18 protein-coding genes are annotated in these 26,815 nt (G+C 33.1%); 8 read left to right on the top strand and 10 right to left on the bottom strand.

The features are described from left to right. Window positions 1–5: 5 nt before the first annotated feature. From VBY68_RS05175 to trkA, 4 genes are all read right to left on the bottom strand, one after another. Window positions 6–3,734, bottom strand: coding sequence for a T9SS type A sorting domain-containing protein (locus tag VBY68_RS05175; protein ID WP_415269089.1), 3,729 nt, complete (start codon window positions 3,732–3,734; stop codon window positions 6–8). A gap of 74 nt (window positions 3,735–3,808) precedes the next feature. Beyond that, a complete protein-coding gene (locus tag VBY68_RS05170; RefSeq protein WP_415269088.1) occupies window positions 3,809–4,399 on the bottom strand; it encodes a phage tail protein in 591 nt (196 codons plus the stop codon). A gap of 279 nt (window positions 4,400–4,678) precedes the next feature. After that, on the bottom strand, window positions 4,679–6,178 hold the full coding sequence (locus VBY68_RS05165; protein WP_415269087.1) for a TrkH family potassium uptake protein: 1,500 nt from the start codon (window positions 6,176–6,178) through the stop codon (window positions 4,679–4,681). Continuing rightward, window positions 6,178–7,524, bottom strand: a complete 1,347-nt coding sequence (trkA, locus tag VBY68_RS05160; RefSeq protein WP_099215288.1) for a Trk system potassium transporter TrkA — start codon at window positions 7,522–7,524, stop codon at window positions 6,178–6,180. The genes VBY68_RS05165 and trkA overlap by 1 nt, the downstream gene beginning before the upstream one ends. 166 nt (window positions 7,525–7,690) lie before the next feature. On the opposite strand from trkA, the gene radC reads away from it, so the two are divergent. Genes radC through VBY68_RS05140 form a run of 4 tightly spaced genes read left to right on the top strand, consistent with a single transcriptional unit; the run spans window position 7,691 to window position 11,175 of the window. Continuing rightward, window positions 7,691–8,377, top strand: coding sequence for a RadC family protein (gene radC, locus VBY68_RS05155; RefSeq protein ID WP_099215289.1), 687 nt, complete (start codon window positions 7,691–7,693; stop codon window positions 8,375–8,377). A 27-nt stretch (window positions 8,378–8,404) separates the two neighbouring features. Further along, window positions 8,405–9,712, top strand: coding sequence for a polysaccharide deacetylase family protein (locus VBY68_RS05150; RefSeq protein WP_415269086.1), 1,308 nt, complete (start codon window positions 8,405–8,407; stop codon window positions 9,710–9,712). Beyond that, complete coding sequence (locus VBY68_RS05145) at window positions 9,705–10,394, top strand: YjjG family noncanonical pyrimidine nucleotidase (RefSeq protein ID WP_415269085.1); 690 nt, start codon at window positions 9,705–9,707, stop codon at window positions 10,392–10,394. The genes VBY68_RS05150 and VBY68_RS05145 overlap by 8 nt, the downstream gene beginning before the upstream one ends. 34 nt (window positions 10,395–10,428) lie before the next feature. Continuing rightward, window positions 10,429–11,175 (top strand): hypothetical protein, encoded by a 747-nt coding sequence (locus tag VBY68_RS05140; RefSeq protein WP_415269084.1) that lies wholly within the window; start codon window positions 10,429–10,431, stop codon window positions 11,173–11,175. 37 nt (window positions 11,176–11,212) lie between these two features. Here VBY68_RS05140 and VBY68_RS05135 read toward each other — a convergent pair whose 3' ends face one another. Next, window positions 11,213–12,484, bottom strand: a complete 1,272-nt coding sequence (locus tag VBY68_RS05135; protein WP_415269083.1) for a replication-associated recombination protein A — start codon at window positions 12,482–12,484, stop codon at window positions 11,213–11,215. Between the two features lie 22 nt (window positions 12,485–12,506). Here VBY68_RS05135 and VBY68_RS05130 point away from each other — a divergent pair, with 22 nt between their 5' ends. Further along, entirely contained in the window at window positions 12,507–13,271 is a 765-nt protein-coding gene (locus tag VBY68_RS05130; RefSeq protein ID WP_244174699.1) for a rhomboid family intramembrane serine protease, read from the top strand. A 32-nt stretch (window positions 13,272–13,303) separates the two neighbouring features. Here VBY68_RS05130 and rlmB read toward each other — a convergent pair whose 3' ends face one another. The 5 genes from rlmB to VBY68_RS05105 form a co-directional block, all read right to left on the bottom strand. After that, complete coding sequence (rlmB, locus tag VBY68_RS05125) at window positions 13,304–14,041, bottom strand: 23S rRNA (guanosine(2251)-2'-O)-methyltransferase RlmB (RefSeq protein ID WP_415269082.1); 738 nt, start codon at window positions 14,039–14,041, stop codon at window positions 13,304–13,306. Between the two features lie 73 nt (window positions 14,042–14,114). After that, window positions 14,115–15,482 carry a RagB/SusD family nutrient uptake outer membrane protein gene (locus VBY68_RS05120; RefSeq protein WP_415269081.1) on the bottom strand — a complete coding sequence of 456 codons (1,368 nt, stop codon included), beginning with the start codon at window positions 15,480–15,482 and terminating at the stop codon, window positions 14,115–14,117. A 4-nt stretch (window positions 15,483–15,486) separates the two neighbouring features. Continuing rightward, on the bottom strand, window positions 15,487–18,576 hold the full coding sequence (locus VBY68_RS05115) for a SusC/RagA family TonB-linked outer membrane protein (RefSeq protein ID WP_415269080.1): 3,090 nt from the start codon (window positions 18,574–18,576) through the stop codon (window positions 15,487–15,489). Between the two features lie 133 nt (window positions 18,577–18,709). Further along, window positions 18,710–20,215, bottom strand: a complete 1,506-nt coding sequence (locus VBY68_RS05110; protein ID WP_415269079.1) for a SusD/RagB family nutrient-binding outer membrane lipoprotein — start codon at window positions 20,213–20,215, stop codon at window positions 18,710–18,712. Window positions 20,216–20,228: 13 nt separating this feature from the next. Then, a complete protein-coding gene (locus tag VBY68_RS05105; protein WP_415269078.1) occupies window positions 20,229–23,456 on the bottom strand; it encodes a SusC/RagA family TonB-linked outer membrane protein in 3,228 nt (1,075 codons plus the stop codon). A 342-nt stretch (window positions 23,457–23,798) separates the two neighbouring features. On the opposite strand from VBY68_RS05105, the gene rpsL reads away from it, so the two are divergent. The 3 genes from rpsL to fusA are packed head-to-tail and all read left to right on the top strand — an operon-like array spanning window position 23,799 to window position 26,812. Further along, on the top strand, window positions 23,799–24,179 hold the full coding sequence (gene rpsL, locus VBY68_RS05100) for a 30S ribosomal protein S12 (protein ID WP_028890722.1): 381 nt from the start codon (window positions 23,799–23,801) through the stop codon (window positions 24,177–24,179). Window positions 24,180–24,211: 32 nt separating this feature from the next. After that, the gene (gene rpsG, locus VBY68_RS05095; RefSeq protein ID WP_028890723.1) at window positions 24,212–24,688 is read left to right on the top strand and encodes a 30S ribosomal protein S7; all 477 of its coding nucleotides are present in this window, start codon (window positions 24,212–24,214) and stop codon (window positions 24,686–24,688) included. 6 nt (window positions 24,689–24,694) lie between these two features. Further along, complete coding sequence (gene fusA / locus VBY68_RS05090) at window positions 24,695–26,812, top strand: elongation factor G (protein WP_124591190.1); 2,118 nt, start codon at window positions 24,695–24,697, stop codon at window positions 26,810–26,812. Window positions 26,813–26,815: the final 3 nt, after the last annotated feature.

Below are 26,815 nucleotides of genomic sequence, written 5' to 3'. Positions count from 1 at the left end.
CTTACTTATTTTAAAATTACTTTTTTAGAAACCTCTCCTAAATTAGAATTTAGTTTTACAATGTATACTCCGGAAGCTACGCTAGGGATACTTACTTTACTAACTCCGTTAGAAATTATGTTTCGATTTATAATTTCTTTACCTAAGATTGAATATACAGCTATATTCGCTTCTGTTTGTAAACCAGTAATGGTTATTTCATTATTAGAAGAGCTGTAAATGCTAATATTATCTAAAGAAGGTTCAATGATTGATGTTGGTTTTTTTGAATCTTTATACAAGTAAAATTGCCCAATACCGTTGGAATCTTTATTAAGAGTAGCAGTATAGTTTTCTTCAGATAAATTGGTGAATTCTCCAGTATTTTTATCTTCTAAATAGATGTTTAAACCATCAGGTAACTGTAATTTTTTTATAGAAAAGGTTAACTTGCTACCTGCTTTGGCAGTGATACCCACTGGTATTGCTGAGGTATTATCTTTAGGTAACGTTTGAATTGCTAAGTTTTCACCTTCGTTTTCAGTAATAAGTTGTGTAAAAACAGAAAAATTATGATCTACACCACTAAACATTTTTGAATCATATCCATAATCAAAACCAGTAGATTTACCTTCAATATAAAACACACTTGTAGAATATGAATTTTCTCCATTACTAACCTGTAACTCAAAATTAGTTTTAGGTTCTTGTTTCATAAAAGTATCAGAACCTTGGTGACTCTGGTTTGATGTAAAAAATATAACATTACTATTTGAATTAGCTTCTACGAAAAAACCTTGTGAAGGAGCTATTTCTATTGGGTTAGCATTGTTATGTGTTATGTACTTAGTACCATCCCAAAGCCAAAAAGTTGCATTATTAATTACAGGGTTACTTCCAGCCAAAGTAGCTGAATTTATATAATTAGTATATGGATTACCTAATAAGTTATAGTTAGTCCTGGTACCAGTACCTATTGGAACTCCATAATTAGTTGTAACCAAGTTTCCAGTAATCGAAACATCACCAGGAGCAGCAAGTTTTATAGAAAAACCATAGCCAGGTATTGTACTTCCAGTTAAAATAGGGGTAGCATACGACCAAGGACTAGCTCCATTGTTATCATATGAACCAATACCTAAATTACTTCCAGATCCACTAGCAAATGTATGATTAGCAATAATATCTTCCAGTGTTTCTCCAGAAACAGCAGGGCCAAATAAGTGCCAATTAGTGTCAGCTATATTTCTTTTATAAGTAACACTTGCAGTAACACTTGAAGTTGCAATTAATGATGCTCCAGAATTAATAGTGATACTGTTAACAGTAATTGGAGATGAAATTGTTGGGTAGTTTGTTACACCAGAAGGAATTACAACATCTGCATTTGTTGGAGGAGTTACACTAGGACTCCAGTTTGATGCTGTATTCCAATCGTTATTCATAGACCCTGTCCAAGTAACGGTTTCTATACCAACTAGAACATTGGTGGTACTACCTACACTGTTTAATGTCAAAACAGCATCGTTAGAAGCGGCATCTTTTAACGTCCCTCCATTTGCAGCTAATGTACCAACAGCTATACCATCAGTATCTGAATCACCTGATTGTACTGTGTATCTAAAAACTAAGGCATTTGTCCCACTTCCACTTTGGTAAGCTGCTTGATGAGTAGTGGCTCCAATAGTGATAGCTATTTGAGGAGTTCCCCCTGTAGTGTTTACAGTTATATTCTCATCAAAATTTACAGTAAAGTCCAAGTTTTGACCTGTGAGATAATTACTGTTTATAGGAACACTAACACTTGTAACAGTTGGAGAAACAGCATCTACTAAAACAGAGGCTGTAGAACCTACACTATTTAAAGTTAGATTAGCATCGTTAGAAGCAGCATCTTTTAACGTCCCTCCATTTGCAGCTAATGTACCAACAGTAATACCGTCGGTATCTAAATCGCCAGATTGTAAGGTATATCTAAAAACTAAGGCAGTTGTTCCACTTCCACTTAGGTAAGTTGCTTGACGCGTAGTTGCTCCAATAGTAATAGCTATTTGGGGAGTTCCTCCAGTGGTGTTAACAGTAACATTTTCATTAAAGTTAACGGTAAAATCTAAATTTTGTCCTGCACTATAGGTGCCATTAGCGGGTACACTAACATTTGTTACCGTTGGAGCAACAGCATCTACTAAAACACCAGTGGTACTACCTACACTGTTTAATGTCAAAACAGCATCGTTAGAAGCGGCATCTTTTAATGTTCCTCCATTTGCAGCTAATGTACCAACAGCTATACCATCAGTATCTGAATCACCTGATTGTACTGTGTATCTAAAAACTAAGGCACTAGTTCCGCTTCCGCTTTGGTAAACTGCTTGACGCGTAGTTGCTCCAATAGTGATAGCTATTTGAGGAGTTCCCCCTGTAGTATTTACAGTTATATTCTCATCAAAATTTACAGTAAAGTCCAAGTTTTGACCTGTAAGATAATTACCGTTTGCAGGAACACTAACACTTGTTACAGTTGGAGCAGCAGCATCTACTAAAACAGCGGCTGTAGAACCTACACTATTTAAAGTTAGGTTTGCATCTTTTCCTCCAGCATCTTTTAAAGTGCTTCCATTTGCAGCTAACGAACCAACAGCAATACCGTCAGTATCAAGATCTCCTGTAAGAACAGTATGTCTAAAAACTAAAGCACTTGTTCCGCTACCGCTAATATAAGTTGCTTGGCGTGTGGTAGCTCCGATAGTAATAGCTATTTGCGGTATTCCTCCTGTAGTATTTACAGTTATATTTTCATCAAAGTTTACGGTAAAATCTAAATTTTCCCCTGTTACATAAGTGGCATTGGCAGGTACACTTACACTAGAAACAGTAGGTGCAACTGCATTTGAAATTACAGTTGTAGTGTTATCCGTATCATCAGTGGTACCATCATTAATAACTACTGTAAAAGTGGTGGTTTCTGAGGTTGCTGTTCTGTTATCTGTAGGGTTAAAAGATAATGCACTTAGTTTTGATTGTAAATCACCAGGTGTGGTACTCGCTATGGTATAAGGACCAGAACCAGAAAGCCCTGTACCCGATAAAACACCTTTTGCATTATTATCTAAAGTAATAGTTGCAGATAAGTTATCTCCATCAGCATCAGTTGTTGTAATAGATGAAAAAGGAGAAATAGTGCTATTATCATTTACACTTTGACCAGCGGTTGTTCCTCCAATTATTGGAGCTGTGTTTGCTACGCCAGCGGTAGTAATATCAAAAACAACTGTTCCCATATTTCCAAGTCCATAATCTTGGGCAAAGTCTTTATCTTGTATGCCAGATATAGTAACACTGGTAGCCGTAAAAGATGCTGAGACACCACTAGTATTTGTTCCTGTAGAAGCTCCAGAATTAAATGAAGCTCCTATTATACTGCTAAAAGTTCCCCCAGAAAAGTTAAAAGTTATTGAGTTTACAGCAGATATTACAGTACCATTTCTAGCTCCAATAATTATTTTATCACCATCTACATCGACATAATAATTTTCTCCTGAAACTTTAAATTCTACATCATATGTTGCCTGTGCTGGAGTTGCATCAAGTGATTGATCAGAACCATTAACAGTTTTTGTTTGACTTAATTCTACAAACTCGACTGAAGCGCCTGAAAGAGTTTGTGAAAAACAAGGAACTGACATTAGACAAAGCATAATAAAAAAAGCAGGATATAGCCTTTTTATATAGAAAACATAAGTAGTTTTTTTCATAATTTCCAGATTGATTCAATAAGATAAATAGATAAAAAAATACTCTTATCATGAATAAGAGTACTTGTAGACGTTTAATTTCTAGAAGGAAAAATACCTACCAAAGCAATAATATAATTAACAGCTAAATAAGGCTGTACATTAGTATGTGGTAGATTTCCACCTGTATTAAGTATGTTTAAACCAGCGTTAGCACTAATGGTTTGTCCATTTACTGTATTTGTTGCAGGACCAAAGTTTTTTACTTTTTGGGTAGTTACCCCATCAGCAAAATTTCCTATAGCAGGAACATCTCCTGGAGCAGGTGTTTCATTTACAGCATCATCAGCACTTAATTGAATATGTTGGTCAGCAGCTGTGTTGTTTTGAGTTGCATGATTATGACTTGGCATTTGAGTAATGTTTAAGGTAACCGTTTCTACACCTCCTCTTTGTCCTAATCTATAATCAGATAAACCAGGTCCCTGTCTAGGACCTATTGGGGCTCTACCTCTTAAATCAGGTAAAGCAAAAGTTGTTCTCCCGTCCCCACCATAAGTGGTTCCTAAAATTGAAAATAAAGCAGTGTTTTGTGCAATTGATAATAATTGGCCATCGCAAAATGCCCAACCTCTTGGAGCGAAGTTTCCTCCGAACATAACAATTTCTCCGATAAATGGATCCATAAATAATAAAGTTTAGTAGTTAATGTTTAGAACAACAATTTAGTAAAAAAAACAATATGCTTGGTGTAACTGTTTAATTATTTGTTGATTACAGTGTTGGTGCAAACTTGTGAAATTACTAAATGTTGAATATTTGTTTTCTAAAATCAAATTTAAAAACAAACTAAGCTAAACTTTAATTCTATTGTTTAAGCGTGTTTGATTGATATGCGAACGTGTATTTTTAAGGTATATACGTTTAAGGAGAAATGTTATTTATTGGTAAGTGTATTAGCTAAGTTAGTTTTTTCTCCAGAAGAAAGGAGTCAATAAAATTAATACGGTAAATAGTTCTAAACGGCCAATTAACATTAAAAAAGAACAAAACCATTTTGCGCCTGCTGATAAATGGTTAAAGTTGTCAACAGGACTAACACTACCTATTGCAGGTCCAATGTTTCCTAATGAAGAAGCACATGCACCTAAAGCAGACTTTATATCTAAACCTAAAAGGGCTAGTACAACAGTACCAATTATAAAAATTAACATATACAGTACAAAAAACGAAAGTATATTAAATATAATAGTTTGGTTTACTGCTTTGCCATCATAACGAACAGGTATTATAGCATTTGGATGTAGTGATTTTTTGAATTCTAAAAAGCTATTTTTTAGCATGATTATATGACGAACAACTTTTACACCTCCTGATGTAGACCCCGCTGACCCTCCTAAGAAAAATAAAGAGAAAAATATAGCAGTAACAAAAAAGCTCCACATAGTAAAATCAGCAGTAACAAAACCAGTGGTTGTTACTACAGAAATAACAGAGAATAAAGAATGTCTTATAGCACTTTCTATTTCTCCCCATACTTTAGGGTGTTCTATACTGGTTTGGAGGTTTGGATCCTGAAAGAAGATAATCATTAAAGCTACTATGGTTGATATTCCAATAATTCCGAAGAAATAGTATTTGAATTCTTCACTTTGTATAACCTTTCTAACTTTTCCTTTTAAAGCAAAGTATGTAAGTACAAAATTGGTTCCTGCAATAAACATAAAGAAAATGATTATGTATTGAATTAAAGGAGTCCCATTCCAATGAGCTACACTAGCATTTTTGGTAGAAAAACCACCAGTACTTACGGTTGCCATTGCATGATTAATAGCATCAAACCAAGTCATACCAGCTACTTTTAGTAGTAAAAATTCAACAGCAGTTAATAATACATAAATTAACCATAAACGTTTTGCAGTATCAGTAATTCTTGGGTGTAATTTATCTGCTGAAGGTCCAGGAGCTTCTGCCATAAAAAGTTGCATTCCTCCAATACCTAATAAAGGTAAAATAGCTATGGTAAGTACAATAATTCCCATACCACCAATCCAATGAGTACAGCTACGCCAAAATAAAATACCTTTTGGCATTGATTCAATATCCGTTAAAATAGATGATCCTGTTGTTGAGTACCCTGAAATAGTTTCAAAAAAGGCATTGGTAACATTTGGAATACTTTCTGTGAGTAAATAAGGAAGCATTCCTGTAAATGATAAGATAAGCCATCCTAAAGTAACAATAAGGTATCCTTCTTTTTTATGTATGTTTTTATTATCAGGTTTGTTAAAAAAAAATAACAAAGACCCAATTGCAATAGTAATAATACCAGCATTTAATATTCCTAACTTTGCTGAATCATCATAATAAAAACTTAGGGGTAGAGCAAGCCACATAAATAACCCGTTAAGGATGGCTGTAACTCCTAAAAATCGATAAACTAATTTAAGGTTGAGATTTTCCATTATTTGAATAAATCTTCTACAGTATTTATGGCTTCAGGTAAACAAAAAACTATGGCTTTATCGCCGCTTTGCATCTGAAAATCACCAAAAGACATTAATGCTTCTCCGTTTCTAATTACACCACCAATAATAGCCTCTCTAGGAAAACGTAATTCTCTAATTATTTTTTGAGTTACTTTAGCACCAGGATGTACTTCAAATTCAAAAACTTCAGCATCAACATTATGTAGATTGGCTAAGGCTACAATTTCTCCTTTTCTAATATGACGGAAAATATTACTTGCAGCAATTAACTTTTTATTAATTAAAGTATCAATACCAATAGTTTGAGAAATATTGATGTAATCCATGTTCTCCACTAAAGCTACTGTTTTTTTTACACCTTTAGATTTTGCTACTAAACAAGACATGATATTAGTTTCAGAGTCTCCCGTAACAGCTACAAAAGCATCCATTTCTCTAATACTTTCTTCCTCTAATAATTCTAAATCTCTACCATCACCATAAATGACTAATGTATTACGTAGGTCTTCAGCAAGTTGTAAAGCTTTATCTTTATCTTTTTCTATTAGTTTTACTTTAAAATTATCTTTACAAAGCTTTCTCGCTGTTTTTCTTCCAACACGGCTTCCTCCTAAAATCATCACATTTGTAATGTCGATATATTCTTTCCCGATGATAGGATATAGTTTATCAATACTGTATTTAGGAACAGAGAAATATACTTGATCGTTTATTTTATACTCAGTATCTCCACGAGGAATAATTGTTTGAGAAGTTCCTTCGCGTTTTATAGCAATGGTAATAAAGTCTACTAAACAAAACTTTTCTTTAGTTTCTTTAACTGTTAGGTCAAGAATAGGAGATTTATACCCAAGAGTTGTACCCATGATATTGAAAACCCCATTTTCAAAGGCAACTGTATCATTAAAAGAAGATTGGTTAAGTAGTGATTTAATTTCTTCAGCAGCTAATTCTTCTGGAGAAATCATAAAGTCTACACCATAGTCTTTAAAGTTGATACAAGGGTTGTTTAAGAATTCAGGGTTACTAATTCGAGCAATTGTTTTCTTTACACCCAATGCTTTACCTATTACAGAAATAGTAAAGTTTGTATTAGGACTTTCAGTTACTGCTAATAATAAATCTGCAGAGCTTACACCTATTTCTTTCAATAGTTTTATAGAGGTAGCGTCTCCTTTTTTGGTGATAACATCTAAATGATTATTTAGATATTCTAATTTTTCACCATCAAAATCGACTACATATGTGTCTTGTGCTTCGTAAGAAAGGAGTTTAGCCAAATGAAAACCAACGTCTCCAGCCCCGGCTATAATAATCTTCATATTAAAAATTAAAAAAGATAGGAGGCAAAGATACTGTGCTTCTTTTGGTTGTGCAAAAAATGAATTATATTTATAAATCTATAAGAAAAAGTAATTAAAAACTCATAGTCAAACGACCAAATTTATACACGAAGAGTTTTGTAAGGCTGTGAAAAAGAAAACAAATATGAATAAGATTTCTATTAAATCATGGGCATTAGATGATAGGCCAAGAGAAAAACTAATGTCTAAAGGAAAGACAGTATTATCAGATGCTGAGTTAGTCGCTATTTTAATAGGTTCTGGAAACAGAGATGAAAGTGCAGTTGCTTTAGCTAAAAGAATATTACTATCAGTAAATAATGATCTAAATACACTGGCAAAATTATCGGTAGAGGAGTTGATGAAATTTAAAGGAATAGGAGAGGCAAAAGCGATATCGGTAGTAACTGCTTTAGAATTTGGAAAAAGAAGACAATTTGAAGATAGAGCAAGTGTACCCAAAATAAAGAGTTCTAAAGATGTAGCAAAAATTATGCAACCACTTATAGGTGATTTGCAGTACGAAGAGTTTTGGGTATTGTATCTTAATAACTCAAATAAAGTATTAGCAAAACATCAGTTAAGTAAAGGTGGCTTTACAGCTACATTGGTAGATGTAAGATTGTTATATAAAAGAGCCTTAGAACTTTCTGCAGTAGGAATAATTGTTTGTCATAATCATCCTTCAGGAAAATTATCACCAAGTAAATCAGATGTTGATATAACTGAGAAGATTAAACAAGCAGGCGTTACTTTAGATATTAAATTATTAGATCACTTAATAGTTACTGAAAAAGCTTATTTTAGCTTTGCAGATGAAGGAATTTTATAATCGTTTTACGATTACTAGTTAATGTTTATGATACTTATTTACACCCACAAAGTTACTCCGAGAGTACGTTATATTTTCAAACACATTTTTACTCGTATTTTACAAGTTCAAATTGATTTTACAGGTAAAGTAGAAGAGTTTGTAGCTTATAATGGGCCTAAGTTTTCATATACAAATGTCCCTTTAGGAAAAGAATTCTTTGTTCAGAGTAATGAGTTGTTGTTTCAGCAAGGAATAAAAGATGTAGAGGTAGTTATTCAAAAATGGGATGAGATTCCTTGTTTCTTTCCAACTGTTGAAGCTTCTGAAATTCCGTTTGATATTTTTGCTGCAAGCTTCTTCTTAGTTTCAAGATATGAAGAATATTTGCCACATATAAAAGATAAGCATGGACGTTTTACGGCAAGTGAAAGTATAGCTTATAAAAATGGTTTTTTAGAGAAACCCTTGGTTGATATTTGGTCCTATAAATTTTTGGAGACTTTGAAACAAAAATTCCCTGATTTTGAAAATACTACAAGAAAATTTGAATATATATCTACAATTGATGTTGACAATGCATACGCATATAAGCATAAAAGTTTTATTAGAACAATTGGAGGCTTTTTAAAGGACGCTTCTCAGTTCAAGGTTTTTACTATTTGGGATAGGTTTGCTGTACTTTTTAATATTAAAAAAGACCCTTTTGATACATTTGAAAAAGCTATTGAATTAAAGAAAACCCATAATGTAAGAACCATATTTTTCTTTTTAATAGGTGATTATACTACATTTGATACCAATGTGTCAGCTTCAAAAAGAAAATTCAAATTACTAATAAAAGATATGGTTGATTACGCTCGTGTAGGATTACATCCGTCATATTACACGATGAATGATTCCCTAATGTTGAAAAAAGAAAAAGAACGTTTGGAGGCGATAACGAATATGCCTATTAAACGATCAAGACAACATTATTTAAGAGTGTCTTTACCGGAAACCTATCAACAGTTAATAGATTTAGAAATAGAAGAGGATTATTCTATGGGGTATGCAACGCATGTGGGTTTCCGTGCAAGTACTTGTACACCTTTTTACTTTTACGATTTAGATTTTGAAATTCAAACACCCTTAAAAATATTTCCATTTGCTTTGATGGATACAACGTTAAACGATTATATGAAGTTGACACCAAAGCAATCTTTAGGGAAAATTAGAGATTTAAAAAATGAAGTAAAGGCAGTAAATGGTACTTTAATAACAGTGTTTCATAATGAAAGTTTGAGTAATTATTTAAGATGGAGAGGATGGAATAGATTATATAACTCAATGCTTAAAATAGTAGGAAATGTTTAGAGAAGAAATGGAAATAAAGCATTTGTTTTTTGATTTAGATCACACGTTATGGGATTTTGATAGAAATTCTAAATTAACCTTTCAACAGATTTTCGAAGAACAAAAAATTAATATACCAATACATGACTTTTTAGAAGCGTATATTCCTGTGAATTTAAAATACTGGAAACTCTATAGGGAAGATAAAGTAGAAAAATCAGCACTAAGATATCATAGGTTAAAAGAAACATTTGATAGTTTAGAGTATAGAGTTTCTGATAATTTAATTAATCTAATATCTGAAGATTACATTCGTTATTTACCTAATTTCAACTATCTGTTTGATGATGCTATTGAGGTTTTACAGTATTTAGAGAAAAAGTATCATTTACATATTATTACAAACGGTTTTGAAGAAGTACAAAATTTGAAATTAGAAAAATCAGGAATTCATACTTTTTTTAGAGAAATAATTACATCTGAATGTGTCGGAGTTAAAAAGCCAAACCCTAAAGTTTTTGAATTCGCATTAGGCAAAGCAGGAGCAAAGGCACATCAATCGGTTATGATTGGAGATAGTTATGAGGCAGATGTGATGGGGGCGATAAATTCTGGTATGAGAGCTATTCACTTTTCACAAGAAAATAAAGGTGCTGAAGGACAACGAGTAACTACCTTGGTAGAGTTAAAAAAATATTTATAGTTTTAAAGATACATTTAATAAAAAACAACAAGAAATGAAAAAAACACTTTTTATAGCGTTATTTATAACAACAGCAAGTTTTGCGCAAAAAGCAATTAATAATTATAAGTACGTTATAGTTCCAACTAAGTTTGATTTTGTAAAAGAAAAAGATAAGTATCAAACAAGTTCATTAACAAAATTCTTATTTAATAAGTACGGTTTTAAAGCTTTTTTAGAAGATGAAAAATTACCAGAAGAGACTGAAAACAATAGATGTTTGGTTTTAACAGGGGTAGTTAAAGATGATTCTGGGTTGTTTACAACAAAAAGTATTGTAGAATTAAGAGACTGTTATAATAAGGTGGTGTTTACTTCGCAAGTAGGAAGAAGTAAAGAAAAAGAATATAAAAAAGCGTATCATGAAGCCATTCGTAATGCTTTTAAATCGATTGAAGCTTTAAAGTATAAATATGTTCCGTTACAAGAAGGTGTTGTAACTAAAGCCCAAGAAGTACCAGCGGTAACTGTCGTGCCAACTGTAGTTGAAAGCAAAATAGCTGAGGTTATTAAAAAACCAGCCAATACTAAAGAACAATTATTTGCACAGCCTGTAGCTAGTGGATTTCAATTAGTAAACATGAAACCAGAGGTTGTTTTTCAAGTATTAAAAACCAATGTAGAGGGCGTTTTTATCATCAAAAATAAAAATGGAATTCTATATAAAAACAGAAACTCTTGGTTTGCTGAATATTATAATAAAGGTGATAAAATTGAAAAACAATATCAGATAAAGTTTTAAAAATAGTATTAAAAGAGAGTTTGTAAAACTCTCTTTTTTAATAATTATACTTGTCTTTCCAACGTTGTTTTAACAATTCTCTAAACTGATTTTCACGAACGTTATTTCCAGGTTCGTACAATTTAGTGTTTTTTATTTCATCAGGTAAAAATTCTTGGTTCACAAAATTCCCCGCATAGTTGTGCGAGTACTGATACTCTTTTCCGTAGTCTAAATCTTTCATTAGTTTAGTAGGAGCATTTCTTAAGTGAAGAGGAACGGACAAATCTCCTGTAGTTTTTACCAAGTTTTGAGCTTCGCCAATCGCCATATAAGAAGCATTACTTTTAGCTGAATTAGCTAAATAAACAGCACATTGACTTAAAATAATCCTAGATTCTGGATAACCAATAACTGAAACAGCTTGAAACGTATTATTAGCTAGAATCAAAGCCGTAGGATTTGCATTGCCAATATCTTCAGAAGCTGCAATTAACATTCTTCTAGCAATAAATTTCACATCTTCACCTCCTTCAATCATTCGTGCCAACCAGTATACAGCAGCATTGGGGTCACTACCTCTTATAGATTTTATAAAGGCAGAAACAATATCGTAATGTTGTTCGCCAGTCTTATCATAACGAACAGTATTTTTTTGAATTTTAGATAACACTAATTCATTAGTAACCTCAATTTCATCATCAGCAGCGACCAATAACTCAAAAATATTCAGAAGTTTTCTGGCATCACCACCAGAAACCTGAAGAAGTGCGTCGGTTTCCTTTAAATTGATTTTTTTTTGAGAAATGATTTCATCTTTTTCCATAGCTCTATGTAAAAGAGCAATCAAGTCATTTTTATCAAAAGAATTTAATATATAAACTTGGCATCGAGAGAGTAGGGCAGGTATAACTTCAAAACTTGGATTCTCAGTAGTTGCACCAACCAAAGTTACCCAACCTTTTTCAACAGCACCTAATAAAGAATCTTGTTGTGATTTACTAAATCGGTGAATTTCATCAATAAATAAAATTGGATTTTTCTGAGTAAATAGTCCCCCGCTTTTTTTAGCTTTTTCAATAACTTCACGAACATCTTTTACTCCTGAGCTAATAGCGCTTAAAGTATAGAAAGGACGTCCAGATTCATTAGCAATAATATTTGCTAAAGTAGTTTTACCAATTCCTGGAGGACCCCATAAAATTAAGGAAGGAATAATTCCTTGTTTAATATGATTAGTTAAAATGCCATTTTCACCCACCAAATGTTGTTGACTAATATAGTCACCTAAACTTTGTGGACGAATTCTTTCTGCCAAAGGTTGATTCATAATGTAAAAATAGCAAAGATTTATGACAGAAGTTCATAAATACTACTTTGGATTTATTTTTGTTATTTTCAGCATTATGAAAACTGAACAACAACTAAAATTTTCTCCGACTGTCTTTACAATTCCACTTCTATTTGTATTTGTAATATGGTTTGTATACTGGTTGGAAATAAAATTTGGATGGAATTTTAACAAGTTAGGTGTGTATCCAAGAAATTTTAGTGGTTTAAAAGGGGTTTTTTGCTCTCCTTTCATTCATAGTGATACTAATCATCTTTTTAATAATTCTGTTCCGTTATTTGTACTCTCTGCGTGTATTTTTTATTTTTATAAAGAAGTAGCAGTAAAAGTTTTGTTGTATGGAGGAGTTATAACTGGATTATTAACTTGGATAATTGCTCGTGAGTCATATCACATTGGTGCAAGTGGAATTGTATATTTACTTTTTAGTTTTGTGCTTTTTAGTGGGATAATAAAAAAGAATTATAGATTAGTAGCTGTTTCATTTATTACTATTTTTTTATATGGAAGTATGGTTTGGTATGTATTACCTATTAAAGAAGGTATGTCTTGGGAAGGTCATTTATCAGGTTTAATCACTGGAATAATATTGGCTTTGTTATATAGAAATAAAGGAATAGTTAAGGAAAGATTTGAATTTTCCAAAACAGAATTTGATGATATGTTTGATGAAGATGGGAACTATGTTCCACCAATTGTTGAAGAAGAAGAGATTGAGTTAAAGGAAATAAAGTACCGTTATATTTATAAAAAAGAAGAGGAATAAAAAATCCCGCTATTAAGCAGGATTTTTAAATTTTATAAACGTTGTCTTACGGCTTCGTATAAAAATGCGCCACATGCAACCGATACATTAAGAGATTCTATTTCTCCTAGTAATGGCAATTTAGCTTTATAGTCCGCCATTTTTAAAACAGAGTTACTTACTCCTTTGTGTTCTGACCCCATAACAATTGCAATAGGTTGATTAAAATCAATATCAAAAACCGAATCTTCAGTTTTTTCAGTAGCAGCAGCTAATTTAATATCAGCAGCTTTTAGTTGAAAAATAGCGTCTTTTATATGATCTACTTTACAAATAGGTACTTTAAAAGCAGCCCCAGCTGAAGTTTTGATAGTTTCAGCATTTACAGGAGCACTACCACTCTTTTGAATAATAATTCCATTTACACCAGTACATTCTGCAGTTCTAATAATAGCTCCAAAGTTTCTTACGTCTGATACTTGATCAAGTAATAGGAATAAAGGAGTATTGTCTGATTCTAATGTTTCTTCAATTAAGCTTTCTAAATCATAAAAGTCAATAGGAGAGATCTTAGCAACAGCACCTTGATGGTTATTATGTTTAGATAAACGGTCTAACTTCTCTGTAGGAACTACACTAGTTGAAATCTTATTTTTTTTCAAGAGCTTATCTAATTGAAAAAATAAGTCTCCTCTTAAGCCTTTCTGAAGGTATACTTTATTAATAGAAGCTCCACTTTCTATGGCTTCAATAATGGCTCTAATACCAAAAATGTTTGTGTTTTGTTCCATGCTGCAAATGTAGTTGATTTTATGGTATAAAAAAACCACCTCGAAAAGAGGTGGTTTAAATCATAAGAAAACCTTATTGATTATAACCGGTATTTTGAACCATGTTAGAATTGGCATCCATTTCATCAATAGGAATTGGCATTGCCAATTTATGATCTCCATAAGGTATTGTAGCTTCAATATTTTGTAAAATAGAAATCTTTTCTATCCCTTTCCCTGTTCTTAATAAGTCATCATATCTGAAACCTTCAAAGATTAACTCTTTCCTTCTTTCATTTAAAATATCTTCCTTAGTCACTGTAGTATAAGGATCAGCATTTCTATTTGAAGTTATTTTATTTAACTCAGTTAAGGCATCACCACCTGTTTCAAATAAAGCTTCGGCGTAATTTAAAATAACTTCTTCAAAACGAATTATGGCAACATTATCATAACCATTTAATTCAGGATATTTACCTAGGTTTCTTAGTTTAGATCCTTCATAACCTAAAATATCAGCTCTAACATCACCTGCTGTGTAAATATTTTCTACTTCAGGTAAAACTTGTATATCTCCATAAGTATCACCTTTATACATAAAACCTAAACTATTACCTGCAAGATTATCTACATTACTAAAAGCAAGCTCAAAGATAGAGTTTTGAGACCCGTCTGAAGCAAAAGAAGCTACATAATTAGAAGCGGGAATTATAGAGTAAACACCTGAATCTATAACCGCTTTAGCTGCAGCTTTAGCTTCTTCCCACATACCAAAATATATAGCAACCTTAGATTCTAAAGCTTTAGCTGTAAATTTAGATACAGTTTGTTTTGATGAGTCAAAATAATTATTTTGCATCATGTTAAAAGCAGTTTGTAAATCTTCAATAATGAAAGATTTAACCTCTTCAATAGTATTTCTAGAAGGGGAAGTAGCTTCACTTGAGAACTCTTTAATGTAAGGTACACCTAGAGTACCTCCCGTATGCTGCTGACCATAATTACGTAATAAGTCAAAATGAGCTAAAGCTCTAATAGCATAAGCTTCTCCTTGTAAATGTTTAGCAAAGTCCTTATCACCAGATAAAGAAGTAATATCTGTGCCAATAACTATGTTGGCAGAGGCTATTACAGCATAAGCTGGTGTCCATACACCATCAGAAGTAGAAGGGAGGTAACCAAAAGCTCCTTGAGTTAAGAAACGACCAGAATTACCATTTGCAAATGTATTATCTGTTCTTACTTCGTTATTAATTATAAAATCTCTACCATAATAATTAGACTGAGTCATTTGATCATAGGCACCAAACATAATACCTTGTAGGTCATTAACAGTGTTTATATTTCCGGTAAGATCTTTATCCTGAGCTAGTGTTGGGTCCAAATCTTCAGTTCCACATGAAGAAAGAAACACTAAAAAAACAAAGGAAAATGTATATAGTATTTTATTCAAATTTTTCATAATATTAAAATTTAAAATTAAATCCAACAGATATAGTTTTAACTGGAGGAGTTGTTAAACTTGTAAAACCATTAGCTTGAACTTCAGGGTCATACTTTAAGTTTTTGTCTTTAACCCATGTATATAAATTAGTACCTCTTAAAAATACTCTAGCACCATCTAAAAAACCAACATTATCTAATATTTGAGGAGCGAAATCATAACCAAAAGTTACATTTTTAAGTCTTATATAATCTCCATCATACAAATATTTTGTGTGCTGTTGTTGTGGCCAACTTTTAGTTCCATAAATAACCTTTGAAACTCTTGTAATATCCCCAGGCTCTTGCCATCTGTCAAGAACAGTGTTTATTGCATTAAATAAATCTAATCCATACCTGTCATTACCATTTGTATATCTAGTCCAATCTTCAAACACTTGATGACCTCCAGCATAATAAGCATTAGCATCTAAGAAGAATCCTTTATAATCTAAATGAATATTCATACCAGCCGTTAATGTAGGTAAAGCTGAAGTACCCTGAAAAGCTCTTTCTGCTTCAGAAATATTCATAGTTGTAGCACCATCCTTTCCATTTACGTAAAATGTATCTTCACCAGTAGCAGGGTCAACACCAGCAAACTTACGCATATACCACTCGTATACTGTATGGCCTGATTGAACTCTTCTAGTACCTGTAACAATATTAATTTCTTCTCCATTTCCATCTACAGCCATCTCTAATACTTCGTTATCAACAGTAGCTAAATTACCACCGATACTAAAGTTAAAATTATCAGAACGTATGATTTCATAGTTTAATTCAAATTCTAAACCAGAGTTTTCCATTTTACCAATGTTTCTAGTTTGAACAACATCGCCATTAGCATCAACAATACCAGTAGTTATAGAAAGAGGAACATCTAGTAATAAATCTTCAGTATTTCGTTTGTAATATGATACACTACCAGATAATCTGTTTTGGAAAAAACCAAAGTCAATACCTGTGTCAAAAGTACTTGCTGTTTCCCAAGATAAATCAGGGTTACCTAATGTGCTTACATAAGGAGCAGGCTGATCGGCATAACCTCCATCAAAACTTAACTTTGATTGAAATGTATTTAATCCAATATTAGCATTACCAGAAACCCCGTATGATGCACGGACTTTAAGATTATTTATAACATTACTGTCTGCAGCAAAAGCTTCATTATGAATATTCCAAGCTACACCAGCAGACCAAAAGTTACCCCATCTACCTTTTCTAGGGAATCTAGAATTTCCTTCTCTTCTAAATGTAAGGTTAGTTATATATCTATTATCATAAGAGTAATTAAGCATAGCTAGATAAGAAGCAACACTCCAATCAGTAAATTGAGCATCAGCATCTTTATTACTTGAAGCAGAATTAATATTAGTTAAGCCGTCAGCACCAAAATTTTCTGCATATGCATATAAATAGTTACGTTTGTTTTCTTGATATTCTTGCAATAACTTAACATCAAATTTATGAGATCCTCCTAATATGAAATTATAATCTAAAGAATTTTGATATACTGTATTTGTAATAGTTCTGTTAGTTCTAGTTCCGCTACCATTAACGTCCATACCATCACCGTGAACTCTGTTTTGATATTCTTTATAATCAAAAACTTGATAATCAACATTGATTCTTGTGGTAAAAGACAAGTTTTCAATAGGAGTTTCCCATGTCAATGAATTGTTAGATATAAACCTTGCTAATTTAGTTTCATTAATATCATTTTCAGCAATCCATAAAGGGTTTCTAACATTAGTATAGCTTAAAATATCTTGAGTATTTATTGAACCGTCAGCGTTATAAGGATTAACTAAAGGACTCATAAAATATTTAGCGGTCCTAGGAGAAGAGAAATACGCACTTTGTTCTAATAGTCCATCTTGAATAGTATTAGAAAAACTATTATTAGTACTTAATTTAAGTTTACTGGTTAAATCTCTATCATATTTAAAAGAAGCAGATAATCTCTCAAAATCAGATCCAATTACCGTAGCTTCAGATTGGTATAAACCTAAAGAAGCATAAAACCTAGAAACATCATCACCTCCAGTAGCAGATAAGTTATATTCTTTTGTTACAGCATCTTTATTTTTAATAACATCAGCCCAATTATAAACTTGTCTACCAGCATTGTTCCAGTCAGTATATTCAGTACCAAAAGCACCAGGGTTAGACTGATAAAAATCCTTAGCCTCATCTTTACTAAACCCATAATCTGCACCATAAGTATTGTAAAGAGATTCATAGTAAAGCATCTCTCTTTCAGCTGCGGTAAGCATAACAGGACCTTCGACTGCGTCATTTGAAAAACCAACAGAAGTGTTAAAGTTAAAAGAGGTTTTTCCACTTTTACCTTTTTTAGTTGTAATAACTATTACACCGTTAGCACCTCTTGCACCATAAGCTGCAGTAGCAGAAGCGTCTTTCAAAACAGTAATGCTTTGAATATCATTGCTGTTTATACTAGAAAGTGTAGAGAAAGTTGAGGTAGCCGTTGATGCAGCAAGATCAGTGTTAGTTAAAGGTACTCCATCAACAACATATAAAGGTTGGTTACCAGCAGTAATTGAACTAATACCTCTAATTCTGATATCTTGAGTAGAACCAGGGGTACCAGAAGTACCTGAAATAGCTAAACCAGCTACTTTTCCTTGAAGTACTTGGTCAACTGACGCAACAGGGACTTGAGATATTTCATCTGAGTTGATCTGTACTGTAGATCCCGTCAACTCGCTTTTACTTTTGCTACCATACCCTAGTACAACTACTTCTTCAAGTAAATTATCACCTTTTAAAAGTGCGTTTATTTGATTTGAGTTACCAACAGTTTTTTCAATAGTTTGCATACCTACAAAACTAAAAACTAAAACATCTCCTGTTTTTGCTTGAATAGAGTAATTTCCATCAAAATCTGTTTCAGTACCCTGAGTAGTACCCTTTTTTAAAATTGTAACTCCAGGTAGAGGACCTGTCTCATCTGAAACAGTACCTGAAATTGTTCTTTCTTGTGCAAAGGATATTTGCACAATTAACGCTAGGAATAGCGTTAAAATTCCATTAAACTTTGTTCTCATTATGTAATTATTTGAATTAATTAGCTGCTAAAATCATAAATATATCTTAAATAAACAATTTTTTAACATAAAAAAGTGCCTTGATATCAAGACACTTTTAAAGTTACAGTTTATGTTCAGTTATGTGTAAATATTAATTTACATCCCAAAACAATTTTGATATCATGGTATCACCATCAGAGAACCCCTGTCTAGCAGCATCCCAATTAGATCGATTTAATAATTGTTCTTTTTGTGGGTAACTTACTCTATTAGGTATAGTGTTTAATCCTGGAACTAAAGTAGTGAAAGTAGCAGACCCAAAAGTATCTCCAGGTACAGATAAAGTATTAGGGTACCCAGTTCTTCTATATTCAGTCCAAGCTTCCAATCCATCCATATATAGAGCAATATACTTTTGAGTTAAGACATTTTCTTCATTAGCAACAGGTAACATTGCTACATAGTTGTCAGCATTAGATGAAGGAACTCCCCAAGATTCCATTGAAGCTTTTACTCCGTTTTCATAATTTGTTTGATCCCAGCCATTGAATTCAGACCTTATAAATTCTATTTCAGCGTAAGATAATAGAATTTGGTTGTAGTCTGGTTTGATTATTTCAGAACTAGGTATACTTTCATTTTCAACAGCTCGGGCAACAGCATTACCAAAACCATAAGGAATACCAACAATTTCAGTTGTACCTAATCGTGTATCAAAATATTTAGTAACTCTAGGGTCTTCTTCAGTAATTGTAGAGAATGGTCCAACACGGTTGTATAATAAATCTGTAAAAGATAATGCAGGAGCAAAATCTCTTCGAGATTCAACTGTAAATGCATTATGCCAAGGTCCACCAGTTATGTCATCGGTGCCATATTTAAAAGTGGCATTGTCTGCATTAGAAGTAAAAGCTTTGGAGTTAGATTCATTAAATACCGTCATAGCTAAAGCATTATTGTAATTGTAAATATGGCTAGCTAATCTTAATCTTATAGAATGGGCAAACTTAACCCATAAAGTAGGTTCTCCACTATAAATGTTATCTCCTGAAGTAAATACAGTTTTAGAAGTATCCATTTTATTTGCAGCATCTAATAATTCAGTCAATAAGTCTTCATAAATAGTTTCAGCATCAGTATATGCTGGACTATTTATTCCTTCTTCTAGGCGTAAAGCTTCAAAAGCAGTATTATCCTTTTGTCCATAACTCCAGTAAGGTACGTTCCCAAAAGTGTCAACTAATTTAGAGAAAGTGAATGCCATCATTATTCTTGAAGCCTGTATCTGATTATTGTTATCGCCATAAGCAGACATTAAAACAGCAGTTTGAGAGTCTTCATTCAATTCGATAACTTTTTTTAAGTCAGTTAAAATTAAATAAGGATCCTGCCATAGATCATTTATTTGTGAAATTCTTAGAGCATATCTGTTTTCGTCAGTGTAAAATTCACCAGCCCAGTATTGAGCAAACCCTAACATACCTCTTCCACCAGTCCATTGGTCATTTAGCTCATAGGCTAAATTAAATTGAGCACTTGTTACTAGTTGAGTTGAAGGAGCTATCTCAGGATTGTCAGGATCGTTAATGTAATCTGTATCACATGCTAAAAAAGAACTTAGCAAAAGTGAAGCGAATATATATTTTATTTTTTTCATCTTATAATTAGTTTTAGAAAGATAAGTTTAAGTTCATACCAAAAGATCTAACAGAAGGTTGTAAACCTCCTTCTAAACCTTGAATATTCCCTGAACCTGTTGATACTGTTTCTGGGTCAATTCCATCGTAATCAAGTCCCCAAGTATATAGATTTCTACCGAATAAACTAACTCTAGCTTTATCAAAAACTTTCAAAAATTCTCCTTTAAAAGTATAACCTAGAGATACCTCTCTTATTTTGTAAAAGTCAGCATCAAACACATTTTGGGCATCAGGTGTTCCAAAACCACCGTAGTGTGAAGTACCATAAGTTTGACCAGATATTCTAGTTGTGTTAGGAGCGGTATTAGTAACAGTATAGCTTCCATCGTCATTATAAGTTACAGTACCAGTAACTCCAGGTAATACAATACCATCTTCTCTTATGTTATTATCAACTGTTTTTTGTAGCATACCAGAGTACATACCCCACATGTGTGAAGTAGAAAAGTATTTTCCTCCTTTACTCATTTCTAGTAATATACCTAAATCAAAGTTTTTATATTTAAAACTATTTCTTAACCCAGCACTGAAGTCAGGGTTAGCTGAACCTAAAGCAACTAAATCATTAGTCGCTGCATACGTACCATCACTAGTAATTACTTTATTTCCTTGATCATCATAAATAAAGTCAGTACCCATAATTGAACCGTAAGCTTTACCTACAGTAGCAGCTAATTGAGCTTGGAAAGGAGCGTTTGTTAAAAGAACAGAACTTAAGCCTTCTTTTAATTCAACCAATTCATTTTCATTTTTAGCGAAATTTACATCAATGTTCCAAGTAAAGTTTTCATTAACTATTGGTTTCAAACCTAGTTGAATCTCAACCCCTTTGTTAGTCATTTTACCAGCGTTAATCCATTGAGAACCATAACCTGTACCATAAGAAAGATCTACAGGTATAATTTGATCTGTTGTTTCATTGTTGTAATACGTAACATCTAAGTTTACTCTTCTGTTTAAAAAGTTTAATTCAGTTCCAACCTCCCATGTGGTAGTTGTTTCATTAACTAAGTCAGAATTTAAAAGACTAGAAGGAACTGTAACTCTACCATCACCTTTAAAAGGAGTGTCTAAAGTTAAGGTACTGATAACTCTATATGGATCAGTATCATTTCCTACTTGCGCCCAACCAAATCTTAGTTTACCATAGTTGAACCAGTTTGATTCAGGGAATAAAACATCGTTGAATACCCATGCAACAGAAGCAGAAGGGTAAAAATATGAGTTGTTGTCTTCAGGCAAAGTAGAAGACCAGTCGTTTCTACCTGTTAAATCAATGAATAATTGATTTGCAAAAGATAAGCTAACACTTCCAAATAAACTATTTACTACTTTGTCTATGTTATCAACATTTTTTTCTAAAGGTCCCTTACCATTGTTAATATTGTAAATGTTTGGAACCGATAAACCACCAGTAGTTTGATTGAATCGGTAATTTAAGGTATGATTTCTTTTATTAGCTCCAAATAAAGCAGATAGTTTAAAATTGTCTGAAAAATCTTTCTTATAATTAGCTGTAAATTCGTAGTTGTACTCTTTAAAATTGTATGCTCTTTCTAAGAATTCAGACTGAGCTTGAGATCCCTCAGCAACTTGTTCTGTGTTTCTAAAATTATATGTGTCAGCATATATGCTACCTTTAATGTTTAAATCATCTGTTATTTGATAATTTAAACTAGCATTTCCATATACGCGAGTTCTTCGGTCGGTAGGTAAGTTTTCGTTTACAGTCCAGTAAGGGTTATCAGAGTATTTAGGTTTAGGATTGTCCCATGAATTTCTATTCCAAGTTCTTTGGGTTCCGTCATCATTTTTATAATTCTGTAGTCTTTTATAGTCTAATTGTCTTTGCCCCCATTGAAAAAACTTTTGGGTAACACTATTGTCATCATAACCAATAACAGGTCTAGATCCAGATGTTTGAACATAATTTATACTACTAACAGCAGTTAAATCATCAGATAGTTTTTGATTGATGCTAAACTTTGCAAAATGACGATTAACTTCTGTGTTTGGTACTATACCACTGTTTTCTTGAATACCAGCAGAAAAAAGAACATTTCCTTTGTCGCTTGCAGAAGTTAATGTTAATGTGTTATTTGTAGAGATACCAGTTTTGAAAAATGAATCTACATCATTTTCAGGAGCTACCCAAGCTCTTGGTTTTAAATAGTCATCGGGGAAACTAGCTTGATCAAAAGCATCCCAGTGTAGTACTTTTAAGTTAGGGTTGTATTTAGGACCCCAGCTTTCGTCAGTATTGTATTGAACTAACATGTATTCAGTTCCACCGATGTTTTGTACAGCAAAACCATTGCGACCTATTCTGTTTCCATCATCATCAAAATCAGGAATTATAGATCCTCCACCATATTCTCTTTGAAGATTAGGTAAGATTGCTACTTCGGAAAAAGTGATTGAAGAGCTAACACTTACTCCTAGTTTTTTTGAGTTTTTACCAGTCTTAGTTGTGATTAAAACAACACCGTTAGAAGCTCTAGAGCCATACAGAGCTGCTGCTGCTCCTTTTAAAACGGTAACAGTTTCGATATTACTAGGATCAATATCATTAATAGTACTACCAAAGTCAACACCACCAGCACCTCTTTGAGCGTTAGAACTATTAAAATTTGAGTTGTCCATAGGGATTCCATCAATAACGAATAAAGGTTGGTTTTCACCAGTAACAGAATTTGATCCTCTAATTAAAATTCTTTGAGAACCACCGATGTTACCAGAAGGAGAATTAATTTTTAAACCAGCTACTTTTCCAGACAAAGCGCTTATGGCATTGTCATTTTGAGCAGCATTTAATTCAGCAGCTTTTACTTTAGGGGCAGCAAAAGCTAAAGCTCTTTCACTCCTTGATTGTCCAAGTGCGGTAACAACAACTTCATCAAGTAGGCTGTCAGTAGTCATTGTTAGATTAATTGTGTTAGAATTTGTAACTGTTCTTTCAGTAGTTTTCATACCAACAAAACTAAAAACAAGAATGTCTCCGATTTTTGCCTTAATAGAAAATTTACCGTCAAAATCTGTTTCTACTCCAGAAGTAGTTCCCTTTATTAATACATTAACTCCAGGTAGTGGACCTGTTCCGTCGGAAACAGTACCTGAAATCATTTTTTCTTGCGCAAAGGATACTTGCACAATCAACGCTAAGAGTAGCGTTAAAATTCCATTAAACTTTGTTTTCATTATGTAATTATTTGAATTAATTGAGCCAAAAATCATAAATAAAACTTAAAAAAACAAGGTATTTGTTAAAATATTCTAAAAATAAGTGATTAAGTTTGATGTAAAATTGGTGTTTGTTGTTTTGTTTTAGTAAATATTTAGTTTTTTAACGAGTTGAGGTTGGTTTGTGTATTTTTTTTAAATAAAGGAGAGGTTGAGAAGAGGTGAAGTATTCAGGGTGGTTTTTAAATGTTGTTAAAAATAACTTCTTGATATTTGAATAAATAGAAAATTATCGTACATTTGCACACTCTTAAAATTAGAGTAATTTAAGTACAAATTAAAAACAAGTAATAATTTAGTATGCCAACTATTCAACAATTAGTTCGTAAAGGAAGAGCCAAAATAACTAAGAAGAGTAAATCGGCTGCTTTACAAGCATGTCCACAAAGACGTGGAGTTTGTACGCGTGTGTATACCACTACACCTAAGAAACCTAACTCAGCAATGCGTAAGGTAGCAAGGGTTCGTTTAACAAATGGTAACGAAATCAACGCGTATATTCCAGGTGAGGGGCACAACTTGCAAGAGCACTCGATAGTATTAGTTAGAGGTGGAAGGGTAAAAGATTTACCAGGTGTTAAATATCACGTGGTACGTGGAGCATTAGATACTGCAGGAGTTGAGGGTAGAACCCAACGTAGATCTAAGTACGGTGCAAAACGCCCAAAAGACAAAAAGTAAAAATTAATTAGTAACTTTTTTAATGTAAAGACATGAGGAAAAGAAGAGCTAAAAAAAGAGTTTTGTTACCGGATCCTAGATTCAACGATCAATTAGTTACACGTTTTGTGAATAACTTAATGTGGGACGGTAAGAAATCTGTAGCGTTCAAAGTGTTTTACGATGCAATGGATATCGTAAATGAAAAGAAAACTGACGAAGAAAAGTCGGCTTTAGAAGTGTGGAAAGATGGTTTATCTAACGTGATGCCTCACGTAGAAGTTCGTTCTCGCCGTGTTGGTGGTGCAACTTTCCAAATTCCAATGCAAATTCGTCCAGACCGTAAAGTGTCTATGGCGATTAAATGGATGATCTCTTATGCGCGTAAGCGTAATGAAAAAACAATGGCACAACGATTAGCTGCAGAGATTTTAGCTGCTGCTAAAGAGGAAGGAGCTGCTGTTAAGAAAAGAGTTGATACTCATAAGATGGCTGAAGCAAATAAAGCATTCTCACACTTTAGATTTTAATAAGAAATGGCAAGAGATTTAAAATATACAAGAAATATAGGTATTGCTGCTCATATTGATGCTGGTAAAACAACAACAACTGAGCGTATCCTTTTCTATACAGGAGTGTCTCATAAAATTGGAGAAGTACACGATGGAGCTTCTACAATGGACTGGATGGAGCAAGAGGCAGAGAGAGGTATTACAATTACTTCTGCTGCAACTACTTGTACTTGGCAATTTCCTTTGGAAAATGCAAAGCCATTACCTGAAACAAAAGGATATCATTTTAATATTATTGATACTCCAGGTCACGTTGATTTTACCGTAGAGGTAAATCGTTCATTACGTGTATTAGATGGGTTAGTGTTCTTATTCTCTGCAGTTGATGGAGTTGAGCCACAGTCTGAAACTAACTGGAGATTAGCTGATAACTATAAAGTGCCTCGTATCGGTTTCGTTAACAAAATGGATCGTCAAGGAGCTAACTTTTTAGCGGTTTGTCAGCAAGTAAAAGACATGTTAAAGTCTAATGCAGTGCCAATCGTATTAAATATTGGTGATGAAGCAGATTTTAAAGGGATTGTTGATTTAGTTAAAAACCGTGCTATTGTATGGCATGATGATAATTATGGATCAACTTTCGATGTTGTAGATATTCCAGAAGAATTAAAAGAAGAAGCTCGTGAGTTACGTGGTAAGTTAATCGAAGAGGTTGCTGCTTATGACGAAAACTTATTAGAGAAGTACATGGAAGATGAAGATTCAATTACAGAAGAAGAAGTGCATGCTGCATTAAGAGCTGCTGTAATGGATATGTCTATCATTCCAATGGTATGTGGGTCTTCATTTAAAAATAAAGGTGTACAGTTCTTATTAGATGCTGTATGTCGTTACTTACCTTCTCCTGTAGATAGAGATAATATCATCGGTACTAACCCTGATACAGGTGAAGAAGAAATGCGTAAGCCAGATGCAAAAGCACCATTCTCAGCTTTAGCATTTAAAATTGCTACCGATCCTTTCGTAGGTCGTTTAGCGTTCTTCCGTGCTTATTCTGGTCACTTAGATGCAGGTTCTTATGTGTTAAATAACCGTTCAGGTAAAAAAGAACGTATTTCACGTATTTACCAAATGCACTCTAATAAGCAAAACGCAATCGATTTTATCGAAGCTGGAGATATTGGAGCAGCAGTAGGATTTAAAGATATTAAAACAGGTGATACGTTATCTGACGAAAAACACCCAATCGTTTTAGAATCTATGGATTTCCCAGATCCAGTAATCGGTATCGCTGTTGAGCCTAAAACTAAGGCTGATGTAGATAAGCTAGGTATGGCTTTAGCTAAATTAGCCGAAGAAGATCCAACGTTTACTGTAAAAACAGATGAAGCTTCAGGGCAAACTGTTATTTCAGGAATGGGTGAGTTACACTTAGATATTATTGTAGACCGTTTAAAGCGTGAGTTTAAGGTTGAAGTAAATCAAGGACAACCACAAGTAGAGTACAAAGAAGCTTTAACTGCTACTGCAGATCACAGAGAGGTTTACAAAAAGCAATCTGGTGGACGTGGTAAGTTTGCTGATATTGTATTTACTATGGAGCCTGCTGATGAAGGTGTAACAGGATTACAATTTGAGTCTATTATTAAAGGTGGTAACGTTCCTAAGGAATTTGTACCGTCAGTAGAAAAAGGATTCAAAGAAGCAATGAAAAATGGTCCTTTAGCTGGTTACGAAATGGATTCGATGAAGATTACTTTAAAGGATGGATCTTTCCACCCTGTAGATTCTGATCAATTATCATTCGAATTAGCGGCTAAGTTAGGTTATAAAGCTGCTGCAAAAGCTGCAAGAGCTGTAATCATGGAACCAATGATGAAATTAGAAGTGTTAACTCCAGAGGAGAACATGGGAGATATCGTTGGAGACTTAAACAGAAGAAGAGGACAAGTAAACGATATGAGCGATCGTGCTGGATCTAAAGTAGTTAGAGCAATCGTTCCTTTATCAGAAATGTTTGGATATGTTACTTCTTTAAGAACATTATCTTCAGGTAGAGCAACTTCTACAATGGAATTTTCTCACTATGCAGAAACTCCAAGCAACATTTCAGAAGAAGTAATCGCAAACGCTAAAGGTTAATTA

The organism is Tenacibaculum ascidiaceicola (genome assembly GCF_047470925.1).
Taxonomy (GTDB): domain Bacteria; phylum Bacteroidota; class Bacteroidia; order Flavobacteriales; family Flavobacteriaceae; genus Polaribacter; species Polaribacter discolor.
Note: the sequence above shows the minus strand (reverse complement) of the source record. Positions and strands in the feature narration are given on the sequence as shown.

What these genes read in the sequence shown, in the direction of transcription:
- VBY68_RS05175 (WP_415269089.1), bottom strand. Translation starts at nt 3,734, where the DNA reads ATGAAAAAAACTACTTATGTTTTCTATATAAAAAGGCTATATCCTGCT.
- VBY68_RS05170 (WP_415269088.1), bottom strand. Translation starts at nt 4,399, where the DNA reads ATGGATCCATTTATCGGAGAAATTGTTATGTTCGGAGGAAACTTCGCT.
- VBY68_RS05165 (WP_415269087.1), bottom strand. Translation starts at nt 6,178, where the DNA reads ATGGAAAATCTCAACCTTAAATTAGTTTATCGATTTTTAGGAGTTACA.
- trkA (WP_099215288.1), bottom strand. Translation starts at nt 7,524, where the DNA reads ATGAAGATTATTATAGCCGGGGCTGGAGACGTTGGTTTTCATTTGGCT.
- radC (WP_099215289.1), top strand. Translation starts at nt 7,691, where the DNA reads ATGAATAAGATTTCTATTAAATCATGGGCATTAGATGATAGGCCAAGA.
- VBY68_RS05150 (WP_415269086.1), top strand. Translation starts at nt 8,405, where the DNA reads ATGATACTTATTTACACCCACAAAGTTACTCCGAGAGTACGTTATATT.
- VBY68_RS05145 (WP_415269085.1), top strand. Translation starts at nt 9,705, where the DNA reads ATGTTTAGAGAAGAAATGGAAATAAAGCATTTGTTTTTTGATTTAGAT.
- VBY68_RS05140 (WP_415269084.1), top strand. Translation starts at nt 10,429, where the DNA reads ATGAAAAAAACACTTTTTATAGCGTTATTTATAACAACAGCAAGTTTT.
- VBY68_RS05135 (WP_415269083.1), bottom strand. Translation starts at nt 12,484, where the DNA reads ATGAATCAACCTTTGGCAGAAAGAATTCGTCCACAAAGTTTAGGTGAC.
- VBY68_RS05130 (WP_244174699.1), top strand. Translation starts at nt 12,507, where the DNA reads ATGACAGAAGTTCATAAATACTACTTTGGATTTATTTTTGTTATTTTC.
- rlmB (WP_415269082.1), bottom strand. Translation starts at nt 14,041, where the DNA reads ATGGAACAAAACACAAACATTTTTGGTATTAGAGCCATTATTGAAGCC.
- VBY68_RS05120 (WP_415269081.1), bottom strand. Translation starts at nt 15,482, where the DNA reads ATGAAAAATTTGAATAAAATACTATATACATTTTCCTTTGTTTTTTTA.
- VBY68_RS05115 (WP_415269080.1), bottom strand. Translation starts at nt 18,576, where the DNA reads ATGAGAACAAAGTTTAATGGAATTTTAACGCTATTCCTAGCGTTAATT.
- VBY68_RS05110 (WP_415269079.1), bottom strand. Translation starts at nt 20,215, where the DNA reads ATGAAAAAAATAAAATATATATTCGCTTCACTTTTGCTAAGTTCTTTT.
- VBY68_RS05105 (WP_415269078.1), bottom strand. Translation starts at nt 23,456, where the DNA reads ATGAAAACAAAGTTTAATGGAATTTTAACGCTACTCTTAGCGTTGATT.
- rpsL (WP_028890722.1), top strand. Translation starts at nt 23,799, where the DNA reads ATGCCAACTATTCAACAATTAGTTCGTAAAGGAAGAGCCAAAATAACT.
- rpsG (WP_028890723.1), top strand. Translation starts at nt 24,212, where the DNA reads ATGAGGAAAAGAAGAGCTAAAAAAAGAGTTTTGTTACCGGATCCTAGA.
- fusA (WP_124591190.1), top strand. Translation starts at nt 24,695, where the DNA reads ATGGCAAGAGATTTAAAATATACAAGAAATATAGGTATTGCTGCTCAT.